Below are 26,924 nucleotides of genomic sequence, written 5' to 3'. Positions count from 1 at the left end.
TACTAATAGTTCGAATTTTAAAATTAAATTTAACGTTCTATAGATATAGTACAGAAAACATTGTCTTTTTTTGTAGCATAACAGCGATAAATGTTTTATAATTTTAAATAGTTAGACACTTTGTAAGCGAATACACTATTTTTTCTTATAATAAAGGGGGCTTACTATGAAGCACACAGACAAAGCAGAAACTTTAAATCGCGGATTAAAACAACGACATATTACACTTATGTCTCTTGGATCTGCTATTGGAGTTGGATTATTTTTAGGATCAGCTTCTGCTATTAAACTAGCAGGACCATCCATTTTATTTGGTTATATCATTGCAGGCCTTGCTATCTTTTTCATTATGCGTGCGCTTGGAGAAATGGCAATTGAACAACCTGTTGCCGGTTCGTTTAGTAAATATGCACATGACTATTTAGGCCCATTAGCAGGTTATATAACAGGCTGGAATTATTGGTTTTTATGGGTTGTTACTTGTATGGCTGAAATTACAGCCGCAGGTATTTATATGGAATATTGGTTCCCTGACATTCCACGTTGGATTTGGGCGCTGATTGCTCTCGTATTAATGAGTGCATTAAACTTTTTATCTGTTAAAGTGTATGGAGAACTTGAATTTTGGTTTGCTCTAGTTAAAATTGTCACAATTATCTGTATGATTGTAATCGGTACTGGTATTATTCTATTTGGTTTTGGAAATGGCGGCGTAGCGACTGGAATTTCAAATCTTTGGTCTCACGGTGGTTGGTTCCCGAATGGTTTCTCTGGTCTTCTTCTTTCTCTACAAATGGTACTATTTGCTTACTTAGGAGTGGAGTTAATCGGTGTAACAGCTGGAGAAGCAGAAAATCCGAAAAAAACATTATCTAAAGCAATCGATAACGTTTTTTGGCGTATTTTAATTTTCTATGTAGGGGCTCTATTCGTTATGATGGCGATTTACCCATGGAATGAGTTTGGCGAAAAAGGAAGTCCATTTGTACTAACATTTGAACAAATCGGCATCGCGAAAGCAGCAGGAATTATTAACTTTGTTGTATTAACAGCTGCCCTTTCTTCTTGTAATGGTGGTCTCTTTAGTACAGGCCGTATGCTATTTACATTAGCACAGCAAAAACAGGCACCAGAAAAGTTTGGTCATTTAAATAAAAACGGTATTCCAAGTAAAGGAATTTTAGCAACAGCTTTCGTATTATTAATAGGCGTTGTTTTAAACTATCTTGTTCCTGCAAAAGTATTTACGTGGCTAACTAGTATTTCAACATTCGGAGCAATTTGGACTTGGGGCGTCATTTTAGTTGCACAGCTACGCTTCCGTAAAGGATTATCACAGGAAGCACAAAATAAATTAACGTACAAATTGCCACTGTATCCACTTAGCTCTTATATTACACTCGCTTTCCTTGTTTTAGTATTAGGAGTTATGGCATATTCTACTGATACACGTATCGCATTAATCGTTGGACCGATTTGGATTATCGCTTTAGTTGCTGTTTATTATATGAAAGGATTTCATAAAACAGATAAACTGCTTAAATCTCCTTCAAAGATAGGATAAAGTAAAACTTTGATTAGCAGGGGTTTTCTTCACCCTACACTGATTATTAATTAAACGAATCAAGGTTGTTACTGCCCGTCAGTTCAATTTGATGACCATCTATTCATTCAAAAGTTTATGAATGAATAGATATAATAAACCGTTACAATATCGGCGATCGTGTAATATATGACATGAATAATTTAACCAAAGAAGATGCTTCCAAATTAACTAAACTGTTATTTGGAAGCATCTTTTTTCTTTTACTTTTATTGTATTCGTTTCACTAAACATACGTATACAAATTTCATTTCCAATTTCTTACGGAAACTCTACCTTTATTGACTTTTAATAGTTAACAATATAAACTATTAAATATGTAAAACTATTAATTAGAGAAAACTATTAATTTTATTTTTATTCATGTCAGGAGGAATTATATATGGAAGCTGCCATACACCTTGATGAGAAACAACAGCAAAAAAAGAAGCATCCTCCAGGTTTATACTTACTCTTCTTCACAGAAATGTGGGAAAGATTTAGTTATTACGGATTACGAGGATTATTAACATTATATTTAACAACAGCCTTAATAAATGGTGGTCTTGGTTTTAGTAAAAGCTGGGCACTTACTATTTACGGTTTTTATACAGGCGCTTGTTATTTCACCCCATTGATTGGTGGATTCTTAACAGATCGTTATCTTGGTAGACGATTAGCTATTACAATCGGTGGTATAACAATTGCACTTGGTAACCTTACATTATTTGCACTGCAAAGTCACTTAGGGCTATACCTCGGGTTAGCGCTCATTATTATCGGGAACGGTTTCTTTAAACCAAACATTTCCACTCTTGTTGGAGAGTTATATCCAGAAAATGATTCACGTCGTGATGGTGCCTTTACGATTTTTTATATGGGAATTAACGTTGGTTCATTCCTTGCTCCACTCGTTTGCGGATACTTATCAGAAGATTTGTTTAAAACAACAGTAGATGGCGTTATTCATTATGGTTACCAATATGGATTTTTAGCTGCCTCCATCGGAATGGTTATCGGACAAATTTTATTCACAACATTATCCAATCGTTATCTTGGTGACATTGGTAAAAAACCGACAGCAGCTTTACAAACAGGAACTGGCAACAAAACAGCTGGAAATACACCATTAACAAAAAAAGAAAAACAGCATACAGCTGTTATTATCATAATAACTTGTTTCGTTGTTTTCTTCTGGGCTGGATTTGAACAGGCTGGTAGTTCTTTAACGTTATATACAAATAGCTTTGTAGATCGCACTATATTTGGTTGGGAAATTCCAACATCTTGGTTTCAATCTGTAAACCCACTATTTATTATTTTATTAGCACCAGTTGTTTCAGTACTTTGGACAAAGCTTGCTTCTACAAAACGCGGTGATTTGAAAATCCCAACAAAAATGGGTCTCGGTATGATTTTACTTGGAATTGGTTATATGATTCTTCTTGTCGCTACATTAAAAACAGGAAGTAATGAGCAAGACATTACCGAAAAAGCAAATCTGCTCTTTATTGTCTTTACTTACTTATTCCATACGTTAGGTGAATTGTTCTTATCTCCAGTCGGACTATCAATGGTAAGTGCACTCGCTCCTGTCAAACTCGCATCTTTATTAATGGGTGTTTGGTTCGCAAGTACAGGTGTCGCTAATATTTTAGGTGGACAGTTAGCAAACTTTACAACTTCATTAGGTTATTCAGAAGTATTTGCTGTTATTGGAGCTACCGCTATTTTATTAGGATGTATATTGCTATTACTTTCAAAGAAATTAGTAAAAATGATGGAATAAAAAAGATGAGGGTGCAACCCCTCATCTTTTTTTTAACTATTTACTTTCTTCACCTGCATTAAGTCTCCAGACACTACATATCGTTTCGAGTTATCAAGTACAGATGAACACGTAATAAGTGTCACTTCATTTTTTCCGTGATCTTCAACAACTTCCCATTTATCCGGCGTTACTTCTGTCACACGTTGTACCTCATACTCGTATTCATTTTCACTATCATATAAATATACTTTATCGTTCTTTTTTAATTTCGAAATATCGCTAAATAATACACCTTTTTTTGACATATTATGTCCTGCTAATGCGTAATTCCCTTTTCCCATCTCTTGTTTCTCTTTTACCGTTGCTGCACCTGATAATAAATTTTTCTCTGTCGAAGAATTTAGAATTGGTAGCTCTAATCCAATGCTTGGAATAACGATGCGCCCGATAACTTGCTTCTCATCTAATGAAGCATTTGCCACATCCGCTAAGTCCGGTTGTTTTATGTTAGAAGCATCAACAAATTTTGTTTCTTGCTTTTCGTACTTCATTTTCTTAATCGCTTGTATGTTTTCGTCTTGCATCTTTCCAGCTTTGTAACCATCATAAAATGGTTTTGCAATTAAAATACCACCTACCACAAATAATAGAAGTGCTAATATACTATAAATCCTTTTTTTATTCATGCCCCAATTCCTTTCTCTCACAAAATTCCTCTTATATAAAATGATAAAATAAGAATGCTAGATATACAAGTAACATACGCAAGATATAAACGACACTTCCCGATGCAAAAAAAGATGTGCAATTTTGCACATCTTTCACACAACCTTATTGCGATATAAAGAAATATGAAATACTGTAATTTGGATTAGTACAACGAAAAATAATACATATAGCGGATATTCTGGAATGCTTCGATTGAATAGTGGATAAACAACTAACGAGGCAGCTGCAACAGGCATAATAAACCCTAACGAAAGAAGTGTAGTACGGCACGCTTTCGCGGTCAATATTTCCTCTCTCTCATCTTCACTTGGAAATAGTAACGGAAATGTCCAAAATGATAATTTCTTATATTTCTTTTTTTGTACCTTGTAACCAATGAATACCCCTACCGCTACAATCAATATCAATGTAATTGGCGTTATATTCATCGCAACAGTCCACGTTTGCTTTTCAGTACGTATGATGTTTGCAAGATCCGTAATGACATGAAAATACTCAACAAATGCCCAACCAACTATAGCAAGAATAAATATATTTATTACATAAGAAAGACCAATTCTATTCATTTTCTTCTTCCTCCTTTTGTAATACAAATACTTCTTCCATCTGTAAACCAAACACATCACAAATCATGAGCGCCAATAATAATGATGGCACATAATCCCCTTTTTCAATGGCTGCAACGGTTTGCCTCGTTACCCCCACTTTTTCAGCCAATACGCTTTGCGTAAAATTAAAACGGGCTCGTAGCTCTTTTACTCGATTATAAATGGCCAAATTTACCACCTCTTACCATTATTGTATGCTAAACTTCACAAAATGTAAACTCAACTTAACATTTAATAATTTAAAAAACCTACTTTGCTTTTTACAAAGTAGGTTTTTATTTTAATCTAAAACTACAACACGTACTTGTTTTCTCCCCCAAGCTTTAGAAGATTCTTTACTTGGCATGAAAACATCGATTTTATGTCCTTGGATAGCACTACCAGTATCAGCAGCAATAGCTTCTCCATATCCTTGCACCCATACGTGTGAACCCAATGGAATAACCGCTGGATCAACAGCAATTACTTTCATATTTGGATTTGCAGTTAAATCATATTCTCCCCATTTCGTATATACATGCTCACCAGGCTGCTTCCCATTTTCACTTGGATCATTTGTGTAAGCCGTAGCTTCTACATACATCTCATTTCCGCCTTTGCTAGGGCCGTTATTTGATGTAGATGTAGATGTAGATCCTGATCCCGATCCTGATGCTGTTCCTCTTGCCTTTGCTTCTTCTGCTGCAGATACTTTTTCCGCTGCAGCTTCTTTTTCGCGTGCTTCTGCTGCTGCTTTTGCTGCCGCTTGCTCACGAGCAATTGTATCTTGTACGCTCTTCATATCTGCTTCAATCTTTGATTTTTCTTGCGCAGCAAGCGTAAGTTGACTTGAAACTTCATTATATTTTGCTTGCACAGACTGTAAGCTTTCTTGGCGTTTCTTTAAATTCTCTTGTAACTCATTCTGTGCTTTTGCTAATTTTTGTTTGTCTACTTCTAAAGATTTTTCCTTTTCATCAATCGCTTTTTTATCATCTTCGATTTGCTGAAGATCTTGTTCTTGTAAACGAAGAATCTCTTTATCTGCATCCATAATTGTAGAAACCGCATTCATACGTTCTAAGAGATCTGCAATATTTTTTGATTCTACAATTACCTCTACTACTAAACTCACATTTGAACTCTCTTGAACAGAGACCATACGTTTTTTCATAATATCTTTACGCATAAGTACTTTATCTTCTAACGCAATAATCTCTTTCTTTTTTTGTTCAATTTGTTTATTTGTCTCATCAATTTTATGCTGAATTTGGTCTTGCTCTGTTTTATTTTTAGAAATAGTATCATTTAAATCTTTTAATTCTTTTTCAATATCTTCAATTTCTTTCATTACAGCTTGCTTCTCTTGCTCTTTTTGCTGAATAGTACTGTCATTCTGCTGCAATTGCTGCTGCATGTTGTTTAGTTTATCGTCGTTTGACTCAGCTTTTACAGCAACTGTACTAGAAAAACAAATGAATCCAGCTAATACAACGCTACTGATACGCTTAAAATAGTTCATAATCCGACTCCCTTCATATTATAGTTATACATTATTTATTTTACAGTTTGTTTACAAACTCATTAAATACAGTTTATTTTTTATGGATAAAAATAACAAATGTCAAAAAATATAATAAATACAGTTAGATATTTTTTAAATTTTATATATATATTTAAAAATAATGCTGAATTTTAATATAAAGTGAAACTTCTATAAGCAAAATCTTACTATCTATTAACAATAGGAAATAGCAAATCATAGAAGCTTGGGGAGAATATTATGTTTACAAAAACAGAATCAAGTACAAGAGTTAGAACAGCAATTACATCAAAAAGAGAAAGAACATCAAAATGTTATCACTTTATTACATGAAAATGTATTAACGGTTGTAAGTGAGCATGAAGAAATCAATCGACAACATCATACATTACAAAATTTATTGTTATCTTTTACTAATTATTAACTAAACAATTATAAAGCACCTTCCTTTAGCTATAACTGTGTCCAGGTTAGTATGAAAAAAGACCAAATACTTAAAGAGTAAGTATTTGGTCTTTCTATAAATCATTAGCGATTTACATATGTATCAAACCACAAATGTATATAACCGGCTGTAACGCGCTGTGCTTCCATTAAGCGCTTTCCTGTTACCGGTGTCACTTCTGCCCGCCATTTATCTGCATATTCTTGAGATACAGCTGCTTTTACAAACCAATCTTTTGTCGTATCATTCACAATGCCGGGATAATCTTGTTTAGCTGCTACCGCTGATCCTTGAATCCAATCTTCTGGGTTTGCCCCTTTCCAATTCCAATATCCATTACTATCTGAAACTATATAGTTATCTTTTATTGTATCAACAAAATTTTCGTATTTAGAATGGAAACCCATTGGATACGAAAGATTCGTAAAGTTTGCTGCATGCATCGGCTGATTTACATCTCCTAAATAATGAAGCGATAATCCTAAGTAGAAGAATGCCTGTTTTAAATCTTGCTTTTGGTATGCTTCACCAGCAAGCTTAAAATATTTTGTACCTGTTTCTTTTGCCTGTTTCGCAAAAGGAATGTATGTTTTTCCAGTATCCGGATCGTAAAAGTGAGAAGCATATGTACCATTATCATAATAAGGATTCTCGTAATCAGCAGAATAAATACCATTTTCTAAATCAGTACGCCACTCATTTAATAAAGCAGCTTCATTCGGCTTCACAATCGTTGTATTACGAGACATGATATCAATTGCACGATTTACAATCCACAAATGAGTGCTAACCCCTTCATTATGCTTCTCCTCAGCTGACCATCTTAGAACCGGTACAGGACTTTCACTATTATTTGTTTGCGCAAACACTACACTTTGAACCGGTGCAGCTAAAGCAACCATAGCTGCTAGTGCTAATACTTTCTTTTTCATCCAAAATCCTCCCATTTTATATTTATATATGAAGTAGAACTTCTGAGGTTATTTGATGAATCTATTATAAGGATATCCTATCTTTTCATGATTACCTATTGAGAAAACAAAATATATAAATATACATAATTAAGTGAATTCATATAAGCCCGACTGTTGTAATTCAGCCTAATCATAATAGAGAAATGTTAATCTTATATAAACAAATCAATAAAATACTGTAAATATTCCAAAAATATATTATTCTTTACTCCACCTTGTCCGCTTTGCTCCCTCCTTGCAAAACTTTTTTCGGCTAGTTTTTAGCTTTCGCCAAGCCGAACAGACCAAAATAAGGAAAATCAATTTAGAATAATGAGCGTGCTAATTTAATAAAATGAATTTTGGGAGGAAAAAGCTTTACTTCTTATTTAAGGAAAGTACCTTAATAAAAGCTGAATCAATTACAAACAAGGGGGATCATTTTGAAAAACACATTTTTTCGTTTTACGTTGGCAATACTTGTTTTAACTAGTGGTTTTCAAATGTTACCAAATGTCTACGCAGAAGTGCCAAGTGATTGCTTAACTACTACAGAAAGTCAAGTGGATCACGATTTACCTCCGTTAGATGTGAAGACTCTTACTGAAACCATTTCACAGCTACCTGATGAAGAAAATATTGCGGCTCAAATTTTGGTTTCGGGAAAAGCAGGTGGTTGGCAATGTGAAAAAGGAATCGCTAATCTTGATTCACAAACTCCTGTAAAGAAAAATGATCGCTTCCGCATTGGAAGTATAACAAAAGTATTTACAACAACAATGGTGTTACAGTTGGTAGCGGAACATAAAATTAATCTGAACCAGTCTGTACAACATTATCTACCAAATCTATTGCCTTTAAATTACCCAAAAATAACAGTCGGACAATTACTCAATCATACTAGTGGTCTTCCTTCTTCTAATTTACCTGATGATTTCCAATGGCAATACGAACATCGTTTAGATCAATGGACACCTACTCAAATTATCAAACTTGCAACAAAAAATCCCATAGAGTTTCAGCCAGGTACAAAACAAAATTATAAAAACATCAATACGATCATTGCTGCCATGATCATGGAAAAGGTAACAGGTGAAACATATGCTCAACAACTAGAAATTCGTATTTTAAAACCCTTAGGTTTGTATAACACCTATGTACCAGGAAACGATCCGAATATTAGCGGTTCTCATACTCATGGCTATCAAGAGGTGATAAACACAGATGGAACAAAATCCTTGATAGATGTAACAACATGGAATCAATCGTTGACTTGGGCTGCAGGTGATATGATATCGACAACGGAAGATTTAAATCGTTTTCTAACAGCCTTGTTTCAAAGAAAACTACTTCCTCAAAAACAATTAGATTTAATGTTTGCTGTTCCAAATGTAAAGGATCTGAATGGGAATCCAGCGGTATATAGCATGGGTCTTGCAAAAGCAAAAATTAATGGTAGAGTCCTATGGGGGAAATCTGGAGCTAGACCAGGTTATTTGAATGGATTTGTAGTCACAGAGGATTTTAAAAGACTCACTATTTATTCGCTTAATAACATTCATGCAAAGGATGACCTACAATCGAAACTTTTCAGCAAATTCATTCCTTTGCTTTATTAGCATGTTAAATTCTTAGGTAATGTCCTATTTTCAACAGAGGGGTATCACTAGCATTTTGGAGGAAAACCAAGCTAAGCAAAAAATACAAAAAAACGTCCTGATGAACGGTTTTACTTTTTACATAATTCTTGTTATCGGAAGTTTTTTATAAACAATCAGAGGAGAATTTGTAGTATGTGTTCCTACTAATATTGTAGATGCCTCATTGGTGCGTTTGTCGTTGCGAGTTATACATTTAAATGGGAGTAAATAAGATAGATAGAGAATAGGAGGGAAATACATGCAATCTCAAAATTATAAGAACCATACTCGTATGCATCCTGTATATCATTATGTATTGACACTTTTAGTTTTAGGAACGTTGGTAGGTGCAATTACAAATATGGTCCGCGCTATTAATGCGGGAACTAATATTCTTCAAGCTGTTATTCTTGTATTGATTATGATTATTATCGTTATCGTTGCAGCGCTTGTAAGAATCTACGCACTAAAGGCGCAAGACCGGGCAATTCGAGCAGAGGAAAGCCTTCGTTATTATGTACTAACCGGAAAGTTGCTCGATCCCGCCCTCAGTATGGGTCAAATTGTCGCGTTACGATTCGCTAGCGACAATGAGTTTGCAGATTTGTGTAAAAAAGCCTCTGCCGAAGGGCTAAAGCCGGATGACATTAAGAAAGCTATCAAGGATTGGAAGGCTGACCATAATCGCATTTAACTAGAGAAAAAACACGTTAGAATCAGGTTTCTAGCGTGTTTTTTAGTGCTAGGATGATTTTTCCACCAAGTTTATCCCATAGTAAACTTCAGTCGATATTCAATCAAGTGAATACACGTAAAACGTACCTAACGAACATTAAGTAAATTTTTATTCGATTTTGCCGATTGAATATCGACGATGAAATCGATGGATGCATAGTTTTCTTTTAGACAAAATTGACTAAAGTTTTATTTTTTTGTTGATAACAGAAACTGTTTCGGTTCTGTTGCATTAAAACCGCATTTATATCTTTTTAACAAATCTACCTTTAGTTCACATAATTATCGTTAGCGGAAGTTGCTTTTATTCTCTTTTAATCTAAAAATATTATCCCATATCCCCAATATAAGTTACCGACTTCTTATTTCTAAAAACATATTCTGTTAGGAACGGTATCATTGCCTTGGGATAAAGATTTGTATTTTGAAGATCTTCTAAAGGTAACCATTCAAGACCTAATTGATCAGGATCAAGTTCTGTACCCTTCCCGAAAGAATTATCATCATCGGGGTACAGACATTCAAAAAGGTGAACAACGACATGTACATTACTATCCCACTTGGCATGTTCATGATTTTTTCCTATGTACTCATTTACAAATAACAGCTCTCCTGCCTGTACTTTTAAGCCAGTTTCTTCTAAGCATTCCCTGACAACAGCTTCTCTCAGAGTTTCCCCTGGTTCCTGACCACCACCAGGTAGGATATTCATAAACTTGTTGTAGTCATATTTCTTAATCGTTAATAGGTGGTTCTCCTTAATTATAATTGCCTGCACTGAACTTCTAATTTTCATTTATAGTTCCCCCTCTCAATCTTACATCCCCTTTAACTAAGGAAGGTTTGAATACTGTATACATATTAAGTTAACATAACGTAACATTATCAGAAGTTCTCCTCACCAACAATCCCCGGCTTATCAACATTCTGTGAAACATCCTCTTCACCTACGTATGCAGTTTCTTATTCATCCCATTATATCAGTGGTTAAAAGCAATCATTGTCTTTATTTCCTTTACTCCATATGTATAAAATTCCGCATAAACTAACGGCCAGCTTATGGGTTAATCATTAACTCAAGGCCAATTTATGCTTCCAATTCCGTTAGATAATTAGATAATCGCCTCTAAAAGTAAGTGTTTTCTGGTCAACTAATGCTTCCAAATGCGGTCAACTTATGGGTAAAGTGACACCAAACATAACAAACGCAGTGAAACTTCCATCAATGAAGGTCTTACTGCCTGCTAATGCGGGATAAATTCTATTGCAGAGAAAAATAGCATTATGCCATAATAGCAAAAGAGAGGTGAAAAGGTTGAAATACTTTATTTATTTTATTGTTATCATTGCATTCTTAGATACATTTTCACAATTACCCATTATGAGTACATACGCGCAAAGTCTTGGAGGAACCCCTCTTATTATCGGTCTTGTCGTTGGAATGTACTCATTTGCAAATATGATCGGCAATATTATTGCAGGTGCGTCTGTTGATAAATATGGAGCAAAAAAAGTTCTTTCTATTAGTATGGCAATTACGAGTCTCATAGTTTTATTGTATACCGTCGTCCAAAACGGTGAACAACTTATTATCGTTCGTTTTCTACACGGATTTAGTGACGGCTTCTTAATACCAGCTGCCTTTACTTTCTTATCAAAACAAACAGAAGCAACAAAGCAAGGGAAAGCAATGGCTTTATCTGGTGCAGCTGTTGGAACAGCAGCTATCGTGGGTCCTGCTTTCAGTGGGATTATGAAAGCAACCGCGGGGATACACTGGGTCTTCATTACAATTTCTATCTTAATGGTACTTGGGACAATCGTCTCGCTCTTCTTGTTGCCAAATCATATAACAAGAACAAATACATTACAGACACAAGTAATGAACAAAGAAGATATGGTTGGTTTATTAAAATCCGAACCGTTATTACAAGCATACATTGGTGCCTTTACGTTAATGTTCTCACAAGGAATTGTCACATATATGTTACCTATGAAAATAGAAGCTTTAGGACTTAAAGCTTCCTTAACGGGAATGATGCTTAGTGTCTTTGGAATCACCGCAATCCTCTTCTTCTTACTACCAACAAATCGTATATACGATTACTTTAACCGTCAAAAAATGATGGTCATTGGTATTACAGTTATGGCATTTGCATTATCGTTACTTGGTATATTTGCAACAAAAGGCATGCTCTTTATTGTCATGGTCATTTACGGAATTGGATTTGCAATTCTCTTTCCTTCTATTAATGCCTTACTTGTTGAAAATACAACAGAAGATAATCGCGGAAAAGCATTCGGATTATTCTATGCGTTCTTCTCACTCGGTGTTGTTGGCGGATCATTTACGGTTGGAGCAATCGGAGCTTCACCGAGCGTAAGTTTTGTAATTGGAACAGCTTTCTTGCTTACATTTGCTTCGATGATTTATGTAAGAGGAAGATTTAAAAAAACAATGATGGGGTAGATTCCATCATTGTTTTTTATTTTCAAAAGCATATTGATACAATCAATTTGCAGAAAAAATGTGCAAGTATCAGCCATATTCCGGCAATTCCCCAGGAAATATTCATTTTTTCTACAAATTTACAGAAAATTCAATAAAACAAAACTTCCTTCCGTGGGGGGCTTACTGCCCGTTCATTCGGGATAAAAAAACGGTTCAACTTGAAAGTTGAACCGTTCCATAGAAAATTATTTTCCTTGTGTTTTTTCCCAATCCGCTAAAAACTTCTCAATTCCTTGATCTGTTAATGGATGTTTCACTAATGAAGCAATAACATTTGCTGGAATTGTTGCAATGTGTGCACCATTTAATGCTGCGTCTGTTACGTGTACAGAATGACGAACAGATGCTGCAATAATTTCTGTTTTAATATCATGAATTGCAAAAATATCTGCAATTTGACGAATTAGATCCATACCATTGTGGCCGATATCATCTAGGCGACCTAAAAATGGTGATACATATGTTGCACCAGAGCGTGCAGCCATTAATGCTTGTACAGCTGAGAATACTAATGTTACATTTGTACGAATACCTAGATCAGAAAAAGCCTTCACTGCTTTTAAACCTTCTGTTGTCATCGGTACTTTTACAACAACGTTAGGTGCAATTTTTGCTAATTCTTTTCCTTCTTCAATCATTTTATCTGCTTCTAAGCTAATAACTTCTGCACTTACAGGGCCTTCTACAACACTGCAAATTTCACGAATGCGTTCATGAAAATCTACGCCTTCTTTTGCAACAAGAGATGGATTCGTTGTTACACCTGCTAATACGCCAAGAGCATTTGCCTCTTTAATTTCATCAATGTTTGCTGTATCAATAAAAAATTTCATGTTTTTTCTTCCTTTCTGGATTCAAGTATATGTTTATTTTTGCTTAATAACGCCTAATTCAATCAAAATAATTTTTTTACTTTTTTTCTTCGCTTTTTTCTTTTTCCACACTTACCGCTGACGCAACTACTTTGGAATCTGTAAAGATGATACCGGTTACATATACGCTTTTTTGAATGAGATTTTCTGAATCATTTTGTACATCAACTATTATTTATGTAACGCCACACCTCTGCTTCTTCATGCCTACCAATACGTTGTTTTTCTTTAGAATCAAGTACAGTATAGCAACAGCAGTTATCTTCGTTATATCTCATACTGAAATATCAAAGCAATAACTAGACCAGTGATCAGACGTCTGTCCATACAAACGAGTATAAAGCCCCTAAACAACATCATTATTGATAAAAGTTGCTACTTCCCCTTTCTCAACGATGACACCGTTTATAATTCCCATTATAAGAACAGCAAGCAATCCCACTCCTATTGCAAAAAACGATTTCATACCAACAATAAGTGTATGTAGTAATGCTAAAATAGAACCTACTGATAAGTCAATACCTCTAAGTTAAAATTACGCTAAAAGTCATAATTTTAAATGTATTCGACAGTTCAATATACGTTAAATTTAATGTTGCCATAACAACACTAATAAATACTTCACCATCCAAGAATTATCTGCACTTCTCGTACTTTATCTCGTGATGGCATTCCACCTTGAGCTCCTAATTTTGTTACAGAGAGCCCTGCTGCAATGTTTGCAAAATGAATCGCTTTTTGCAATTCTTCTCCTTCTGCAATTGCAACTGCTAATGCACCGTTAAATGTATCTCCAGCTCCTGTCGTATCGACAACTTCAACAGAAATACTTGGTACATGAACAATCTCTGTTCCATTATGAAATCGAACACCGTTTCCGCCTTCTGTTATCAACAATTTATTGGGGTATTTTTCAAGTAACAATTCAATTGGTGACGTGAAATCATCTAGAATAATTCGGCATTCATGCTCATTTGGTGTAATATACGTTGCTTTTTGTAACAATTCCTCTGGCAGTATTTGTGCTGGAGCTGGATTTAAAATTACTGGAATTTGATGTTCTTCACAAATTTTTAGTACATACTTTACTGTTTCGAGTGGGATTTCTAACTGCAAAACAACCATATCCGCTTTCGTAAGAAGATCCTTTGCATGATTTACAAGTTGCTCACTTACAAGACGATTTGCACCTTGTACAACAATGATACTATTATCTTCTTCAGCCAATACAATATGGGCAATTCCTGTTGTTTTATTTGTAATCGTTTCCACGCAATCAATAAAAATACATTCATTCTCTAAATTTCTTCGAACAAACTTTCCGTAATTATCATTTCCAATCGCTCCAACCATCGCAACATTTGCGCCTAAACGTGCTGCAGCTACAGCTTGGTTTGCACCTTTTCCACCTGGAGCAGTATGAAATGCTTCCCCAATTACTGTTTCCCCAGCTTTGGGGCGTTTTTTTGAAATGGCAACTAAATCCACGGAAATACTGCCGATTACCGCAATATTCGCCAATCTTTTTCTCTCCTTACTTCGTTGTATTTCGTTCTATAATTGTAATTGCTAAACGATGATGCTCTTCCTTTAATTGACGCCCTTCTATTTTCTCAATTAATAACTGCGTTGCAATTTTACCCATCTCATAAATAGGCTGTGCGACGGTTGTAATAGCTGGATACATCATTTCAGCTAAAGAAATTCCATCAAATCCGATAATTTGTAATTCATTTGGAATAGATATTCCCTTTTGCAAGGCTGCCTTTACTGCCCCTAATGCAATCAAATCATTTCCTGCTACAATACCATCAATGTGTGGATGTTTCTCAAGCAATTCTGAGGCAACATATTCACTTTTCGTCGGATGAAATTCACTTTCTGCAATAACGTAAGAAACATTTTGCTTCGTGACAGCATCAATAAATCCTTGAAAACGTTCGTTTGCTGTACTAAGATCTCGCGGTCCACGAATATGCGCAATCGCTTGACATCCTTTTGCTAATAAAAGCTCTGTCGCTTGTTTACTTCCTGCATAGTTATCGGCATATACTGTTGGAATACGTTCATGAAACATGCGGTCAATTGCTATAACCGGCACTTGTAAATTCATGTAATTACTACTATTTTGCGGACTTGTTGCGACAATAAAGCCATCGACATTATTTTGTATAAGCACATCAATGTATTGTTTTTCTTTTTCTAAACTTTCATCAGAATTACATAGCACAACCGTATATCCTTGTTTATGAGCTATATCTTCTACTGCCCGGGCTACCTCTGGAAAGAATGGATTTACGATGTTTGGGACAACTAATCCGATTAGACGAGAACTCTTATTAGATAGAGAACGTGCCACCGTACTTGGCTTATAATCTAATAACTCAATTGCCCGCTTTACTTTTTTAAGCGTATCTTCATGCACATAGCCATTCTTATTTAATACTCTAGAAACAGTAGCAACGGATACCTCTGCTAATTTGGCGACGTCTTTTATCGTACTCATTCTTTTCCCTCTCTATCATATGTAACCGTTTACACAAATAATATAACTTATTCAGTAAAATCCGTCAATTGTTTATAAGTAAAAAGACGCGATTAAATCTATGTAAAAATACAAAGAGCATCGCCATTATAGGCGATGCTCTTCCTTATTATGAATAAGATACACTTGCATCTTTCTCTTCTGTTTCATTCTTTTGTTCTTCTGTTCCCTTTTTACGACCAGAAAGCTTAATTTTCTTCAAGAAAAGTGTAAATACGGCACCGACTACAATAAATACTAATCCAGTCATAAATACATGATGAAGAGAATCTAATAATGATGTCTTCAAGACAGGTACAATGCTATTTGCGATTGCTTCTGGCATTTGCTTCAATGATTCTGGACTAAATAACATTGAATATAGCCCTTGTGGATTTGTGTGAATCATGTCTTTAAACTTCGCCGCTATTTCCCCTGCTTGTGGTGGGAACGTATTTAGCACAGGTACTAACTTATCTGTTAATACTGTACCGGATGTGTTATTCATAATAGAACCTAAAATAGTAATCCCAAATGTACCACCGATTTGACGGAAGAATTGACTTGATGAAGTCACAACCCCAAGATCTTTTTTCGGGAAGCTTTCTTGTAACGCTAATGTTAAGGTTGGCATTACAAGACCCATTCCTAAACCAATAACCATCATATATGACGATGCTACGAGCTTACTTGTATGCATATCCATTGTAGTTAAAAGCCCGAATCCACCGGCCATAATGAGCATTCCAGTGATAATTTGTGGCTTTACTCCCACCTTTAATACAAGCTGACCACCAATAATACTTGTAATGATCATCGTGATCATCATTGGTGTCATAATTGTTCCCGATTCAGCAGCACTTACACCTACAATTCCTTGCATAAAGAATGGTACAAACGTAATAGCTCCAAACATTCCAACACTCATAAAGAAACCAATTGTATTTAATAGTGTAAATGTACGATTTTTAAAGAAATGGATAGGTAAAATCGGTTCTTTCGCTTTTGACTCAACAATAACAAAGCTTACAAGACCAATAACTGCAAGCGCAAATAATCCAATAATTTGCCAAGAACCCCAAGGGTAGTCTTTTCCGCCAAATGTTAATGCTAATAATAAGCTCACAACACCAAGAATCATAGTGAAAATACCAGCAATATCAATTTGAATTGGACCAGTTTGTTTCTTTCCTTTTAAGCCCATTGCAATAAAGATTGTCGCTAAAATCCCAACTGGTAAGTTAATGTAGAACACCCATCTCCAGCTCATTGAATCAACAATCCAACCACCAATTTGTGGACCAATGACAGAAGCAAGACCATAAAGTGCTCCAAAAATCCCTTGCCATTTCGCACGTTCTTTCCCCGTAAACATATCCCCAATGATAATCATAGCCATCGGCATCATAATACCGCCGCCTAGCCCTTGAATACCACGGAAAATAATTAATTCTGTCATGCCATTTGCCATACCGCAAAGCGCAGAACCAGCCATGAAGATAATTAATCCTGTCAAATATACATTGCGGCGACCTAACAAATCTGCCAGCTTACCAGCAATCGGTACAACCGTTGTTGATGTTAACATATATGCTGTTGTTAACCACGTCATTAAACTTAATCCGCCAAGTTCACCAACAATACGCGGCATTGCTGTACCGACGATTGTTCCGTCTAATGCAGCAAATAACATTGCGATAACTAAACCAATTAACAACAATGTTCTATTTTGATTTTCTTGTTGTTCCATATAATCTCCTCGACTCTCTTTATTTTTTCTCTTTCTTCTCTGATGTTTGGCAAATAATTGCTTCTAGTTTTTCAAACAAACGAAGTAAGTCTTCTCTCTCTTGTACTTCTAATTGTGAAAAGTATTTTGCAATATGTTGATTCCGAGCAGTCATTGCCTCTTCTAATACATCTTTCCCCTTCGCCGTTAACTCAATTACGACAACGCGGCGATCATTTTTATCATGATAGCGTAAAACTAATTCGTGATCGATTAAACGATCGATCATCACTGTGATTGCACTTGGCTTCACATACATTTTCTTCGCTAATTCTGTCGCTCTTGCTGTACCGTAATGATTTAAGATTTTTAAAATATAAAATTGCGGTGGTGTTAGTCCAGATGATTGCAATTGCTCTAATAACTCCGTTTGCATTTTCTTTCCAATAGAAAATGTAAGAGCCTGAATTTTATCAATATGAGTTATATCATTTTGCATATGTTCCACCTCTTATTTAACCCCTAAAATATTTAACATCTTTAAATATTAAACTGTGCAATTAATAATGTCAAACATTTTTATCTTCCACCTATGTTCTTTGTTTTCTTAGAATCTTCAGGCGAGAGGAGCTTACTTGCCGCAAATAGCGGAATGAAAACGCCCACAATTTTATAACCAAACTCATAACAAAAATCAAGAAAAATTAGAGTATAAAACTATGAGGGATAATTTTACAAAAACAAAAACTACCATTACTATGTATACAAAACATAGCAATGGTAGTTTTCACTTTTTTATAAAATCAATTCAATTGTTTCAATAACTTGGATACTATCCTTCACGGATTGAACAATCGTACAATTCTTCACAGCAAGCTCTAACGCCTTTTCTAACTGCTCTTGCGTGATTTCCTCCGCCTTTATTTTATAGTGCAAATGAATACTCTCCACTGGTTTTGACAAAACTTCACTTCTTACAATTTCAGTTTCAATTGTAAACTCATTATACGTAATACGTTTTTTTTCTAAAATCGTTCGAAATACAATTGAACTGCATCCTGCAATCGAAGCAATAAGAAGTTCTAATGGTGTATACCCATTTTCTTTTCCAATTTGCAATTCACCATATGGAAGATCAGTTGTTATTTCATTGCGCTTGACTGTTAGTTTCATATGCGTTCCCCATTTCTACTTGCACCGTTTGCTGTCGTTTCTTATTTATATAATAATACACGTAGCAAAAAATGATAAATGGAATGCCGCAATATAATGCCATGCGCTGTTCTGGGATAAAAGCTAAACTAATCACAACAATGCTATTTAAAATAAGCGCTGCAATTGGAACAATCGGATATAATGGTGTCTTATATTTTAATTCTTCCAGCTTGCCACCATTCTTCAAATATTGTTGTCTAAATCGAATTTGTGAAAATGCGATAATAATCCAACTCGCTACCGCTGATAAACCTGCAACAGATAGTAAATACATGTATACTGTACTTTCTGCGAATACACTTGTTAATAAAGATAGTGCTGCAACAGCTATCGTCACAACTAATGCAGTAATAGGAACACCTCTTTTATTTAACTTCTTAAAGGAAGTTGGTGCCATACCTTCATTTGATAGCGACCATAAAATACGTGTTGCTGCATATAACCCAGAGTTTGCTACAGATAATAGAGCAGTAATAATAACAAAGTTCATAATATCCGCTGCATATGGAATACCGATTTTATCAAATACAACAACAAACGGGCTTTCAATAACTCCCGCTTCTTTCCAAGGAATCAGTCCTACTAAAATCGTCATTGTTAAAATGAAGAATAACATAATGCGCCATACTGTATTACGAATTGCACGCGGAATCGTTTTTTCCGGTTCCTTACTTTCACCTGCTGCAATTCCAATTAACTCTGTTCCTTGGAAAGAGAAGTTTACAGTAATCATTGTTAGTAACACAGCTCCAAGTCCATTTGGAAATAATCCACCATCTTGTACAAAGTTAGAAAAAAGCGGCGCCGCTTCTTTTCCGTCGTATGGTAAAAACCCAAGTATTGCACTTCCACCAAGAAGAATAAATCCAATAATGGTAACTACTTTAATACTTGAAAACCAAAATTCTAATTCTGCATAGCTTTTTGCTGATACTGCATTTGTAATGAATAAAAGACCGCCAAACACGAGGCACCATACCCAAGTATTTACATCAGGAAACCACCTTTTCATCATTAAACCAATTGACGTTAACTCTAAACCAACAGTTACAGCCCAGCCAAGCCAATACAACCAGCCAATCATAAATCCTGTTCCAGGTCCGATAAATTTCGTTGCATACTTTTGAAACGATCCAGAAACAGGCATTGCAACTGTTAGTTCACCAAGGCAAAGCATCGTTAAATACATAATAAGCCCACCGACTAGGTATGAAAGAATTGCTCCTCCTGGTCCTGCTTGATTAATTGTATATCCTGATCCGAGAAAGAAACCTGTCCCGATTACTCCTCCGAGTGCAATCATAAATAAATGTCTACTTTTCATTGTACGCTGTAATTGCTCATTCGTTGTTTGCTTCATCTTCTTCCTCCCCTAAACGCACTCTGTATTTTAAAATTTCTGATAATATAAAATATACAATAAAGCGTTTACAATTTCTATATAAAATTAAAACTTTTCTAAAAAAATAACTCTTGCATAAAATAATATGCAAGAGTTATCCCGCATTAACGGGTAGTAAGATCCCCACCTCAAGATTGAGAGAAAAGCGAAGAAGATAGGTGGGGATAACTGCCCGTTAATGCCTGATTGGTTCAACTAACCATCAGTGGGAGATGAAGCCCCCTACTAATGGAAGTTTCACTTTATCTGCTCTCTAAACGTCTTGAAAAAAGAGACAAGCTATAATTTACAATGAAATACATACATGCGGCGAGAATAAAAGTTGGAATCATATAGTTTACATTTTGACCATTAATAATTTGAGCATTATGCATTAATTCTGGCAATGAAATTACGACCGCCAACGATGTATCTTTTAAAAGGGATATAAATTGACTGACAATCGGCGGCACCATACGTCGCAGTGCTTGCGGTAAAATAATATGCTGAAGCGTTTGTACATACGATAGTCCAGAAGCGCGCGCTGCTTCAATTTGTCCCTTCTCAATTGATAATAAACCACTGCGAACAATTTCTGATATCATCGCTGCTTCAAATATCGTCAAAGCCACAATGGCTGCTGTTGTAATCTCTAATTTCAAGCCAGCTTCTGGGAGCGCAAAATATGTAAAGAAAATAATTAATAACAGCGGTAAATTACGAATGATTTCAACAATACAGGCAAGTATTGCTGATACAACCGGTATTTTCGCATATCGTAACGTACCGATTACACTACCAATTATAAAACTAAGGAAGATTGCTATAAGAGCGATTTCTAACGTAATAAGTAGTCCTTTTAGTAAAAAAATAACATGATCTCCTGTATAGGCACCCCGAAAATCCATTTACACAGCTCCTTTCGCCAAGTGTTTCTCCAAGTATCGAACACCCATGCTAAGCGGAACAGTTAACAGTAAATAAAACATACCAACAAATATATATACATCAAATGTGACAAATGTTCTTGTAGAGATTAAATCACCTTGGTACATTAAATCCGCCCCAGCGATAATACCTAGTATAGAAGAGTTTTTCACTAAATTTAGGAATTGATTACCTAGCGGCGGAATCACAATTTTTACTGCTTGCGGTAAAATGATATAATACATCGCTTGCACGTACGTTAAACCAGAAGAACGCGCTGCTTCCATCTGCCCTTTCGGAACTGATAAAATTCCTGCACGAATTGCCTCTGTAATAAAAGCCGCTGTATATATAGTAAGTGCAGTTGTACCAGCAACAAAGCCACTTAATGTAACGCCAATTACCGGAAAAGCAAAATAAAAAGCAAATGCAATTAGAACTAAAGGGATATTCCGAATAAACTCTACATATGTTGTACCCATCCAATTTAGAACCCGAATTGGTGCAATTCGCATCACTGCGATTATGATGCCAAGAATAAAACTACCAATTAATGCAACAATACTAGACATCAATGTATATCGGAATCCCTCTAAATACAAATCTAGATTATTTGAGAGAATAGAAAAATCGGGCACAAACTCTCCCCCTCTTTCTTTATAACAAGAGGATGATTATTTCTCATCCTCTTGTTATCATATATTTTGTAGTTTTACTCAGGCTTTTTCCCAATCCACTTTTCATACAACTTATCGTACTCTCCATTTGCTTTCATCTCTTTTAATAGCTCATTAATTACTTTCGTAAGCTCTGTTTCTCCTTTTCTCACTGCAATACCATATGGTTCGTCGGTGAAGATTTTTCCAACAACTTCATAGTTTGCATCTTGCTTTTCCATACCATATAAAATGGCATTATCTGTTGTTAAAACATCGCCTTGCCCTGCCTTCAATGCCGTAAATGCTTCACTATAGTTTTCAAATTCAAGCACAGTCGCTTCAGGTGCTTTTGCACGAATATTGTTCGTAGAAGTAGAGCCTTTTACAGCTAACACTTTTACACCTTTTTTCACGTCAGCTATATCCTTAATTTTACTTCCCTTTTTCACAAGTAAAGATTGTCCAGCTTTAAAATACACATCTGAGAAATCAACTTCTTTTTTGCGTTCCTCGGTAATTGTCATTGTCGCAATAATTGCGTCAATATCGCCGTTTTTCAACATCGGGATGCGCGTTTTAGAAGTAACTTCTTTTAATTCTAACTTATTCTCATCGCCTAGAATTTTTTTAGCAAGTGCTTTCGCAACATCAATATCAAATCCTTCTACCTTGCCCGTTGACGGATTCTTTAATCCAAATAGATTCGTATCATACTTCACACCAACAACTAATTTTCCGCGTTCTTTAATTTGATCAATAACAGTTTCTTTCTCATTTTTTACAGTTTCTTTCGTTTCCTCTTTCTTATTTCCGCACCCAGCTACAATCAATGTAAATAAACACGCAAAAGCGATAAGTGTAAACCACTTTTTCATTTTAATCATCGAATTCCTCCCTTAATGATTAAGCACACGACTTAAAAATAATCGTGCTCGTTCTTGCTTTGGATTTGCAAAGAAATCAACAGGTGTTGCTTCTTCCACAATTTGACCCTTGTCCATAAATAAAATACGATCAGCTACCTCACGAGCAAACCCCATCTCATGTGTAACAACAACCATCGTCATTCCTTCTTTTGCTAATGTTTTCATAACGTCGAGTACCTCGCCAATCATTTCGGGATCAAGTGCAGAAGTTGGTTCATCAAACAGCATGATCTCCGGCCTCATTGCTAGCCCCCTTGCAATGGCAACGCGCTGTTGCTGTCCGCCTGATAGTTGGTGCGGATAGGCATTTACTTTATCAGTAATCCCTACTTTTTCTAAGTAAAACATAGCAATTTTTTCTGCTTCTTCTTTCGGCTTTTTGAGCACTTTTATCGGGGCAAGTGTAATATTTTGAAGCACCGTTTTATGAGGATATAAATAAAAATGTTGAAATACCATGCCGATGCTTCGTCTTAGTTGATTTATATCTTTCTTTATCTCATGCACGTTTACACCATTCACAAACAATTCACCATTCGTAATTATCTCTAGTTGATTCATGCAGCGCAGCAACGTGCTTTTTCCTGATCCCGATGGACCAACGACCACGACGACTTCCCCTTTTTCAATTTGCAAATTAATATTTTTTAAAACCTGAAAGCTGCCGTAATATTTATTGACATCGCGAAAGACAATCAATCTACTCCCCTCCTTTACAACTCAAAAAAGCCTATACAGTTTTTTATATTCGAAAACACCTAAAAAAATAACTAGTAATCTTTTAGACACAAAAAAGAAGCAAAGAGATTGCTCTCTTTGCTTCTTTCACTTTTATCTTTTTACGAAACCTCTTCTTGTTTATCTTTTCCATATTCATGCTCCCAAAAATCAGCATTTTTAATACCAAGTTCTTGAGGATCAAATACAGGATCTTTCCCTTCCTTCTTCTGCCTCTCATAGTCTTTCAATGCTAAAAGCGCCGGTTTTTGCAAGAATAGAATTGCGATAATATTTACCCAGGCCATAATACCAACACCAATATCCCCAAGCGCCCACGCTGTTGCCGCTGTTTTCACACAGCCATAGAATACAGTTGCTAAGAATATAAACTTTAGTACAAATATCATCCAAGGACGATCTTTTTCGCGATTTAAATAAGCAATATTCGTTTCTGCAATGTAGTAGTATGCCATAATGGTTGTGAAAGCAAAGAAAAAGAGAGAAATAGCAACAAAAGCATTTCCAAAACCAGGGAATACAGATTCAACAGCAGCTTGTGTATAACCAGGTCCCGGTTCCGCACCGTTCAAGTTATTAACAAGAAACCCTTTTCCACTTGCATCAAACACATTATACATCCCTGTAATAATCATCATGAATGCTGTTGCCGAGCACACAAATAATGTGTCAATGTAAACCGAAAATGCTTGTACAAGTCCTTGTTTTGCCGGATGAGATACTTCCGCTGCAGCAGCTGCATGCGCTCCTGTTCCTTGTCCAGCCTCATTTGAATAAATCCCGCGTTTTACGCCCCATGAAATTGCTAAACCGATAATCCCTCCAAATGCAGATTCTAACGCAAATGCACTTTTCAAAATAAGCATGAAAGCATCTGGCAACTTATCAATATTCATAAAAACAATTAAACAAGCAACAAGAATATAACCAGCTGCCATAAACGGCACAACAACTTGTGCTACATTAACAATACGTTTTACACCACCAAAAATGATAAGACCAAGTACAACAACTAATATTGCCCCTGATACGGATGTATTAATACCAAACGCTGTTTCCAAACTTACCGCAATACTGTTCGCTTGTACACCAGGAAGCAACATCCCTGTTGCAAGAATTGTCGCCATAACGAAAACAATCGCATACCATTTAATCCCTAGTCCTTTTTCTATGTAATATGCTGGACCACCTCGGAATTGCCCTTTGTGCTTCGTCTTATAAATTTGTGCAAGTGTTGATTCTACATAAGCAGAGCCAGCTCCCAAAAAGGCCACAAGCCACATCCAAAAGACTGCTCCTGGTCCTCCAAAAGCGATTGCTGTAGCCACTCCAGCAATATTCCCTGTCCCAACACGGCCTGATAAAGAAAGTGCTAGTGCCTGAAACGAAGAAACACCAGCTTCTGATTTCTCTCCCTGAAATGTAAGTCTTACCATCTCACCGACATGTCTAACTTGTAGAAATCTCGTTCGAACTGAAAAATATAAACCTACTCCTAAACATAAATAAACAAGTGCAGGACTCCATACAATACCATTGAACCAATTAACAAAGGTTTCCACAAATCCTCCTCCTTCATAAATTAGAATTTTCAGAATATATAAAAAGTATAAAATATACACCTCATGCAATACAATATTATTTTGAGAAAATAAACACATTTTTGTATAAAAACACAAAATGTGTTTATTAATAAAAACAGAGCATCAATCAGCTAATTCAAACTAGCCTAAAAAAGAAAAAACTGACCATAACTCCACTGAGAGTGTTTTAGGTCAGTTTCTTATTTTTATTAACATTCAATAATTGCTTTTCTTGCAAGAATTCTCTGATGAATAGCACTTGTTAATGTTTGAAAATGCTCTGGCATTTTCTTACCGTTAAACTTTTTCATGATTGTTCCATATAAAGCAACATCTCGAAGACGCATGAAAAGCGGCAAAGCATCATATGAGGAATCATCAAGCTGGTGCTCTGTCTCATATCCTTCTCGTAATACTTGCAACTGATGACGTGCAAAAATCGTCTTCTGCTCTTCCGGCCAATCTTTTTGTAAGACAGAATAATACAGAACCATTGCAAGGTCATGTATAAAATAATTATACGTTGCATCATCAAAATCAAAGATTGTTAACTCTTCATTTTCATAGTGGAAATTTCCATGATGAATATCTCCATGAATTAATCCAAATGTATAATTTGTAGAAGGTAAGTTCTTAATTTTCCCTATAATTTCATAGGCGATTTGTTGCAGTTCATGATTTTCCTTTAACATATCAACAATTGTAATTTCATCATCCATCCACGTAACACGATTCTCTGTTTTTGGATAATGCATTGTAAGTCTATGTAACTGACCAATCGCTTTCCCCCATGCATAAAAGAGCGTATCATTCCAAATATCAGGATCGTTATCTTTCACCCTTTCTCCTTTTGCATAATCAAAAAGAGAAACATAAAAAGAAGTTCCATCAGTTGCTTGTAGATTTTCGACAAATAGAGCATTTTTTGAGCGATGCGGCGTAGCTACCTTTGCACCGTTTTTCCCGAGATATGCTAGAAAATCTAATTCGGCCTCAATTTGCTTATATGTACGATGAGATGAATGTGTCAAACGCAAAACATATGGTGTACAATCTTCTCCCTCGGCACGAAAAATATAATTTTCAAAGTCTCCTAATGGTTCTTCCGTAACAGTTACACCGAAGCGTTTTGCCCCTTCTTGTAAAATTTCTTTTGTAAACACTTGTTCAACTGCTAACTCCATATAATCCCTCCTTTTTCTATCTTCTCTACTAGTTCGTCATGAATCTTAAAATCACTGCTATGAAATGTAACAAAGTATTCGTAATCCGCGCTCGAATGTATGTTATACACCAATATATACATAAATGTAAAAATATAAGGAGTAGAATATTCTACTCCTTTTCAACCTCAATAATAGAGAAGATATGACTGTATACATAAACATTTCTTCACAATTCATCTAAAATTAAATACAATCATATATTTTACCTTTATATTCCTTACCATGTTCCCTCTAATATTAGCGCATAAATACCCATGCTCATAACAAATAGTGAAACCCCTAACGTAATAATCCATAATGGAATTTTCAATTTTTTTACTTTAAAATACGCTCCATACCCTTTATATTTAAGAGAGCGATATAAACTGATTCCTCCTACAAAAATCATAAAAACACTTAAAATATGTACGACATACGGCAAGCTCCCACTCCTTAAAAAAACCTCTTTATAAGATTATCACATCGCCCTTTTATTTACAGTAATTTCTAAATAATATTTATCATGAAAATATTAAATGAATAAAGTAATTTCGGTTTTCTTATTGAGCTAAAGTGGTAGGTTAATGCAAGTTGTCGGGTAATCGGAGAGAGTTACTTCATTGGTAAAGATGCTCTACAACTGCGGGAAGCTGCTGTCCACAACGGAA

General features: G+C 35.5%; 25 protein-coding genes and 3 pseudogenes. 6 read left to right on the top strand and 22 right to left on the bottom strand.

Translation table 11 applies throughout. The features are described from left to right. Positions 1 to 166 precede the first annotated feature (166 nt). Positions 167 to 1,564, top strand: coding sequence for an amino acid permease (locus tag NKR74_RS03285; RefSeq protein WP_253628622.1), 1,398 nt, complete (start codon positions 167 to 169; stop codon positions 1,562 to 1,564). A gap of 421 nt (positions 1,565 to 1,985) precedes the next feature. Next, the gene (locus tag NKR74_RS03280; RefSeq protein WP_253628621.1) at positions 1,986 to 3,371 is read left to right on the top strand and encodes a peptide MFS transporter; all 1,386 of its coding nucleotides are present in this window, start codon (positions 1,986 to 1,988) and stop codon (positions 3,369 to 3,371) included. Between the two features lie 32 nt (positions 3,372 to 3,403). Here the strand turns inward: NKR74_RS03280 and NKR74_RS03275 are convergent, their stop codons facing one another. The 5 genes and pseudogenes from NKR74_RS03275 to NKR74_RS03260 all read right to left on the bottom strand — a co-directional run. Then, positions 3,404 to 4,039 carry a class A sortase gene (locus tag NKR74_RS03275; RefSeq protein ID WP_253628620.1) on the bottom strand — a complete coding sequence of 212 codons (636 nt, stop codon included), beginning with the start codon at positions 4,037 to 4,039 and terminating at the stop codon, positions 3,404 to 3,406. Between the two features lie 135 nt (positions 4,040 to 4,174). Next, positions 4,175 to 4,648, bottom strand: a complete 474-nt coding sequence (locus tag NKR74_RS03270; RefSeq protein ID WP_253628619.1) for a DUF2178 domain-containing protein — start codon at positions 4,646 to 4,648, stop codon at positions 4,175 to 4,177. Further along, positions 4,641 to 4,868, bottom strand: coding sequence for a helix-turn-helix transcriptional regulator (locus NKR74_RS03265; protein ID WP_253628618.1), 228 nt, complete (start codon positions 4,866 to 4,868; stop codon positions 4,641 to 4,643). The genes NKR74_RS03270 and NKR74_RS03265 overlap by 8 nt, the downstream gene beginning before the upstream one ends. 102 nt (positions 4,869 to 4,970) lie before the next feature. Beyond that, a pseudogene (locus NKR74_RS24240) lies at positions 4,971 to 5,147 on the bottom strand (3D domain-containing protein); the annotation flags it as partial. Positions 5,148 to 5,380: 233 nt separating this feature from the next. After that, a pseudogene (locus NKR74_RS03260) lies at positions 5,381 to 6,191 on the bottom strand (coiled-coil domain-containing protein); the annotation flags it as partial. Positions 6,192 to 6,438: 247 nt separating this feature from the next. Between NKR74_RS03260 and NKR74_RS03255 the strand changes: the two are divergent. Further along, complete coding sequence (locus NKR74_RS03255; protein ID WP_253628616.1) at positions 6,439 to 6,636, top strand: hypothetical protein; 198 nt, start codon at positions 6,439 to 6,441, stop codon at positions 6,634 to 6,636. Between the two features lie 104 nt (positions 6,637 to 6,740). Here the strand turns inward: NKR74_RS03255 and NKR74_RS03250 are convergent, their stop codons facing one another. Further along, positions 6,741 to 7,589, bottom strand: a complete 849-nt coding sequence (locus NKR74_RS03250; RefSeq protein WP_253628615.1) for a phospholipase C — start codon at positions 7,587 to 7,589, stop codon at positions 6,741 to 6,743. A 464-nt stretch (positions 7,590 to 8,053) separates the two neighbouring features. Between NKR74_RS03250 and NKR74_RS03245 the strand changes: the two genes are divergently transcribed. Continuing rightward, the gene (locus tag NKR74_RS03245) at positions 8,054 to 9,229 is read left to right on the top strand and encodes a serine hydrolase domain-containing protein (RefSeq protein ID WP_253628614.1); all 1,176 of its coding nucleotides are present in this window, start codon (positions 8,054 to 8,056) and stop codon (positions 9,227 to 9,229) included. 280 nt (positions 9,230 to 9,509) lie between these two features. Continuing rightward, positions 9,510 to 9,944 carry a DUF6526 family protein gene (locus NKR74_RS03240; RefSeq protein ID WP_253628613.1) on the top strand — a complete coding sequence of 145 codons (435 nt, stop codon included), beginning with the start codon at positions 9,510 to 9,512 and terminating at the stop codon, positions 9,942 to 9,944. 369 nt (positions 9,945 to 10,313) lie between these two features. On the opposite strand, the gene NKR74_RS03235 is transcribed toward NKR74_RS03240, so the two are convergent. Next, positions 10,314 to 10,781, bottom strand: a complete 468-nt coding sequence (locus tag NKR74_RS03235) for an NUDIX domain-containing protein (protein ID WP_253628612.1) — start codon at positions 10,779 to 10,781, stop codon at positions 10,314 to 10,316. 519 nt (positions 10,782 to 11,300) lie between these two features. Between NKR74_RS03235 and NKR74_RS03230 the strand changes: the two genes are divergently transcribed. Continuing rightward, the gene (locus NKR74_RS03230; protein ID WP_253628611.1) at positions 11,301 to 12,455 is read left to right on the top strand and encodes an MFS transporter; all 1,155 of its coding nucleotides are present in this window, start codon (positions 11,301 to 11,303) and stop codon (positions 12,453 to 12,455) included. A gap of 227 nt (positions 12,456 to 12,682) precedes the next feature. Here NKR74_RS03230 and fsa read toward each other — a convergent pair whose 3' ends face one another. From fsa to NKR74_RS03155, 15 genes and pseudogenes are all read right to left on the bottom strand, one after another. After that, entirely contained in the window at positions 12,683 to 13,330 is a 648-nt protein-coding gene (gene fsa, locus NKR74_RS03225; RefSeq protein WP_098309064.1) for a fructose-6-phosphate aldolase, read from the bottom strand. Between the two features lie 318 nt (positions 13,331 to 13,648). Beyond that, a pseudogene (gene rbsC / locus NKR74_RS03220) lies at positions 13,649 to 14,001 on the bottom strand (ribose ABC transporter permease); the annotation flags it as partial. Then, positions 13,991 to 14,890 (bottom strand): ribokinase, encoded by a 900-nt coding sequence (gene rbsK, locus NKR74_RS03215; protein WP_253628610.1) that lies wholly within the window; start codon positions 14,888 to 14,890, stop codon positions 13,991 to 13,993. The gene rbsK and the pseudogene rbsC, both read right to left, overlap by 11 nt. Positions 14,891 to 14,903: 13 nt before the next feature. After that, complete coding sequence (locus tag NKR74_RS03210) at positions 14,904 to 15,875, bottom strand: LacI family DNA-binding transcriptional regulator (RefSeq protein WP_253628609.1); 972 nt, start codon at positions 15,873 to 15,875, stop codon at positions 14,904 to 14,906. Positions 15,876 to 16,023: 148 nt separating this feature from the next. Further along, on the bottom strand, positions 16,024 to 17,643 hold the full coding sequence (locus NKR74_RS03205; RefSeq protein WP_253628608.1) for an MDR family MFS transporter: 1,620 nt from the start codon (positions 17,641 to 17,643) through the stop codon (positions 16,024 to 16,026). A 19-nt stretch (positions 17,644 to 17,662) separates the two neighbouring features. Beyond that, positions 17,663 to 18,121, bottom strand: coding sequence for a MarR family winged helix-turn-helix transcriptional regulator (locus tag NKR74_RS03200; RefSeq protein WP_230575181.1), 459 nt, complete (start codon positions 18,119 to 18,121; stop codon positions 17,663 to 17,665). A 296-nt stretch (positions 18,122 to 18,417) separates the two neighbouring features. Next, a complete protein-coding gene (locus NKR74_RS03195) occupies positions 18,418 to 18,795 on the bottom strand; it encodes an OsmC family protein (protein ID WP_253628607.1) in 378 nt (125 codons plus the stop codon). Continuing rightward, positions 18,770 to 20,197 carry an amino acid permease gene (locus tag NKR74_RS03190; RefSeq protein ID WP_253628606.1) on the bottom strand — a complete coding sequence of 476 codons (1,428 nt, stop codon included), beginning with the start codon at positions 20,195 to 20,197 and terminating at the stop codon, positions 18,770 to 18,772. The genes NKR74_RS03195 and NKR74_RS03190 overlap by 26 nt, the downstream gene beginning before the upstream one ends. A gap of 284 nt (positions 20,198 to 20,481) precedes the next feature. Then, entirely contained in the window at positions 20,482 to 21,126 is a 645-nt protein-coding gene (locus tag NKR74_RS03185; protein ID WP_253628605.1) for an amino acid ABC transporter permease, read from the bottom strand. Next, entirely contained in the window at positions 21,127 to 21,783 is a 657-nt protein-coding gene (locus NKR74_RS03180) for an amino acid ABC transporter permease (RefSeq protein WP_098309056.1), read from the bottom strand. 74 nt (positions 21,784 to 21,857) lie between these two features. Next, a complete protein-coding gene (locus tag NKR74_RS03175; RefSeq protein WP_253628604.1) occupies positions 21,858 to 22,688 on the bottom strand; it encodes a glutamate ABC transporter substrate-binding protein in 831 nt (276 codons plus the stop codon). 12 nt (positions 22,689 to 22,700) lie between these two features. Further along, positions 22,701 to 23,429 carry an amino acid ABC transporter ATP-binding protein gene (locus NKR74_RS03170; protein WP_253628603.1) on the bottom strand — a complete coding sequence of 243 codons (729 nt, stop codon included), beginning with the start codon at positions 23,427 to 23,429 and terminating at the stop codon, positions 22,701 to 22,703. A 140-nt stretch (positions 23,430 to 23,569) separates the two neighbouring features. Beyond that, a complete protein-coding gene (locus tag NKR74_RS03165) occupies positions 23,570 to 25,030 on the bottom strand; it encodes an alanine/glycine:cation symporter family protein (RefSeq protein ID WP_253628602.1) in 1,461 nt (486 codons plus the stop codon). Positions 25,031 to 25,260: 230 nt separating this feature from the next. After that, complete coding sequence (locus NKR74_RS03160; RefSeq protein ID WP_253628601.1) at positions 25,261 to 26,235, bottom strand: phosphotransferase enzyme family protein; 975 nt, start codon at positions 26,233 to 26,235, stop codon at positions 25,261 to 25,263. A 259-nt stretch (positions 26,236 to 26,494) separates the two neighbouring features. After that, the gene (locus NKR74_RS03155) at positions 26,495 to 26,698 is read right to left on the bottom strand and encodes a hypothetical protein (protein WP_253628600.1); all 204 of its coding nucleotides are present in this window, start codon (positions 26,696 to 26,698) and stop codon (positions 26,495 to 26,497) included. Positions 26,699 to 26,924 lie beyond the last annotated feature (226 nt).

This window comes from Bacillus sp. 3103sda1, from assembly GCF_024159135.1.
GTDB lineage: Bacteria > Bacillota > Bacilli > Bacillales > Bacillaceae_G > Bacillus_A > Bacillus_A rhizoplanae.
This window is presented reverse-complemented; position numbering and strand designations above follow the sequence as displayed.

Excerpts from the sequence above, each read along its gene's own strand:
- NKR74_RS03285 (WP_253628622.1), top strand. The coding sequence starts at position 167 with ATGAAGCACACAGACAAAGCAGAAACTTTAAATCGCGGATTAAAACAA.
- NKR74_RS03280 (WP_253628621.1), top strand. The coding sequence starts at position 1,986 with ATGGAAGCTGCCATACACCTTGATGAGAAACAACAGCAAAAAAAGAAG.
- NKR74_RS03275 (WP_253628620.1), bottom strand. The coding sequence starts at position 4,039 with ATGAATAAAAAAAGGATTTATAGTATATTAGCACTTCTATTATTTGTG.
- NKR74_RS03270 (WP_253628619.1), bottom strand. The coding sequence starts at position 4,648 with ATGAATAGAATTGGTCTTTCTTATGTAATAAATATATTTATTCTTGCT.
- NKR74_RS03250 (WP_253628615.1), bottom strand. The coding sequence starts at position 7,589 with ATGAAAAAGAAAGTATTAGCACTAGCAGCTATGGTTGCTTTAGCTGCA.
- NKR74_RS03240 (WP_253628613.1), top strand. The coding sequence starts at position 9,510 with ATGCAATCTCAAAATTATAAGAACCATACTCGTATGCATCCTGTATAT.
- NKR74_RS03235 (WP_253628612.1), bottom strand. The coding sequence starts at position 10,781 with ATGAAAATTAGAAGTTCAGTGCAGGCAATTATAATTAAGGAGAACCAC.
- fsa (WP_098309064.1), bottom strand. The coding sequence starts at position 13,330 with ATGAAATTTTTTATTGATACAGCAAACATTGATGAAATTAAAGAGGCA.
- NKR74_RS03210 (WP_253628609.1), bottom strand. The coding sequence starts at position 15,875 with ATGAGTACGATAAAAGACGTCGCCAAATTAGCAGAGGTATCCGTTGCT.
- NKR74_RS03205 (WP_253628608.1), bottom strand. The coding sequence starts at position 17,643 with ATGGAACAACAAGAAAATCAAAATAGAACATTGTTGTTAATTGGTTTA.
- NKR74_RS03200 (WP_230575181.1), bottom strand. The coding sequence starts at position 18,121 with ATGCAAAATGATATAACTCATATTGATAAAATTCAGGCTCTTACATTT.
- NKR74_RS03195 (WP_253628607.1), bottom strand. The coding sequence starts at position 18,795 with ATGAAACTAACAGTCAAGCGCAATGAAATAACAACTGATCTTCCATAT.
- NKR74_RS03190 (WP_253628606.1), bottom strand. The coding sequence starts at position 20,197 with ATGAAGCAAACAACGAATGAGCAATTACAGCGTACAATGAAAAGTAGA.
- NKR74_RS03185 (WP_253628605.1), bottom strand. The coding sequence starts at position 21,126 with ATGGATTTTCGGGGTGCCTATACAGGAGATCATGTTATTTTTTTACTA.
- NKR74_RS03175 (WP_253628604.1), bottom strand. The coding sequence starts at position 22,688 with ATGATTAAAATGAAAAAGTGGTTTACACTTATCGCTTTTGCGTGTTTA.
- NKR74_RS03160 (WP_253628601.1), bottom strand. The coding sequence starts at position 26,235 with ATGGAGTTAGCAGTTGAACAAGTGTTTACAAAAGAAATTTTACAAGAA.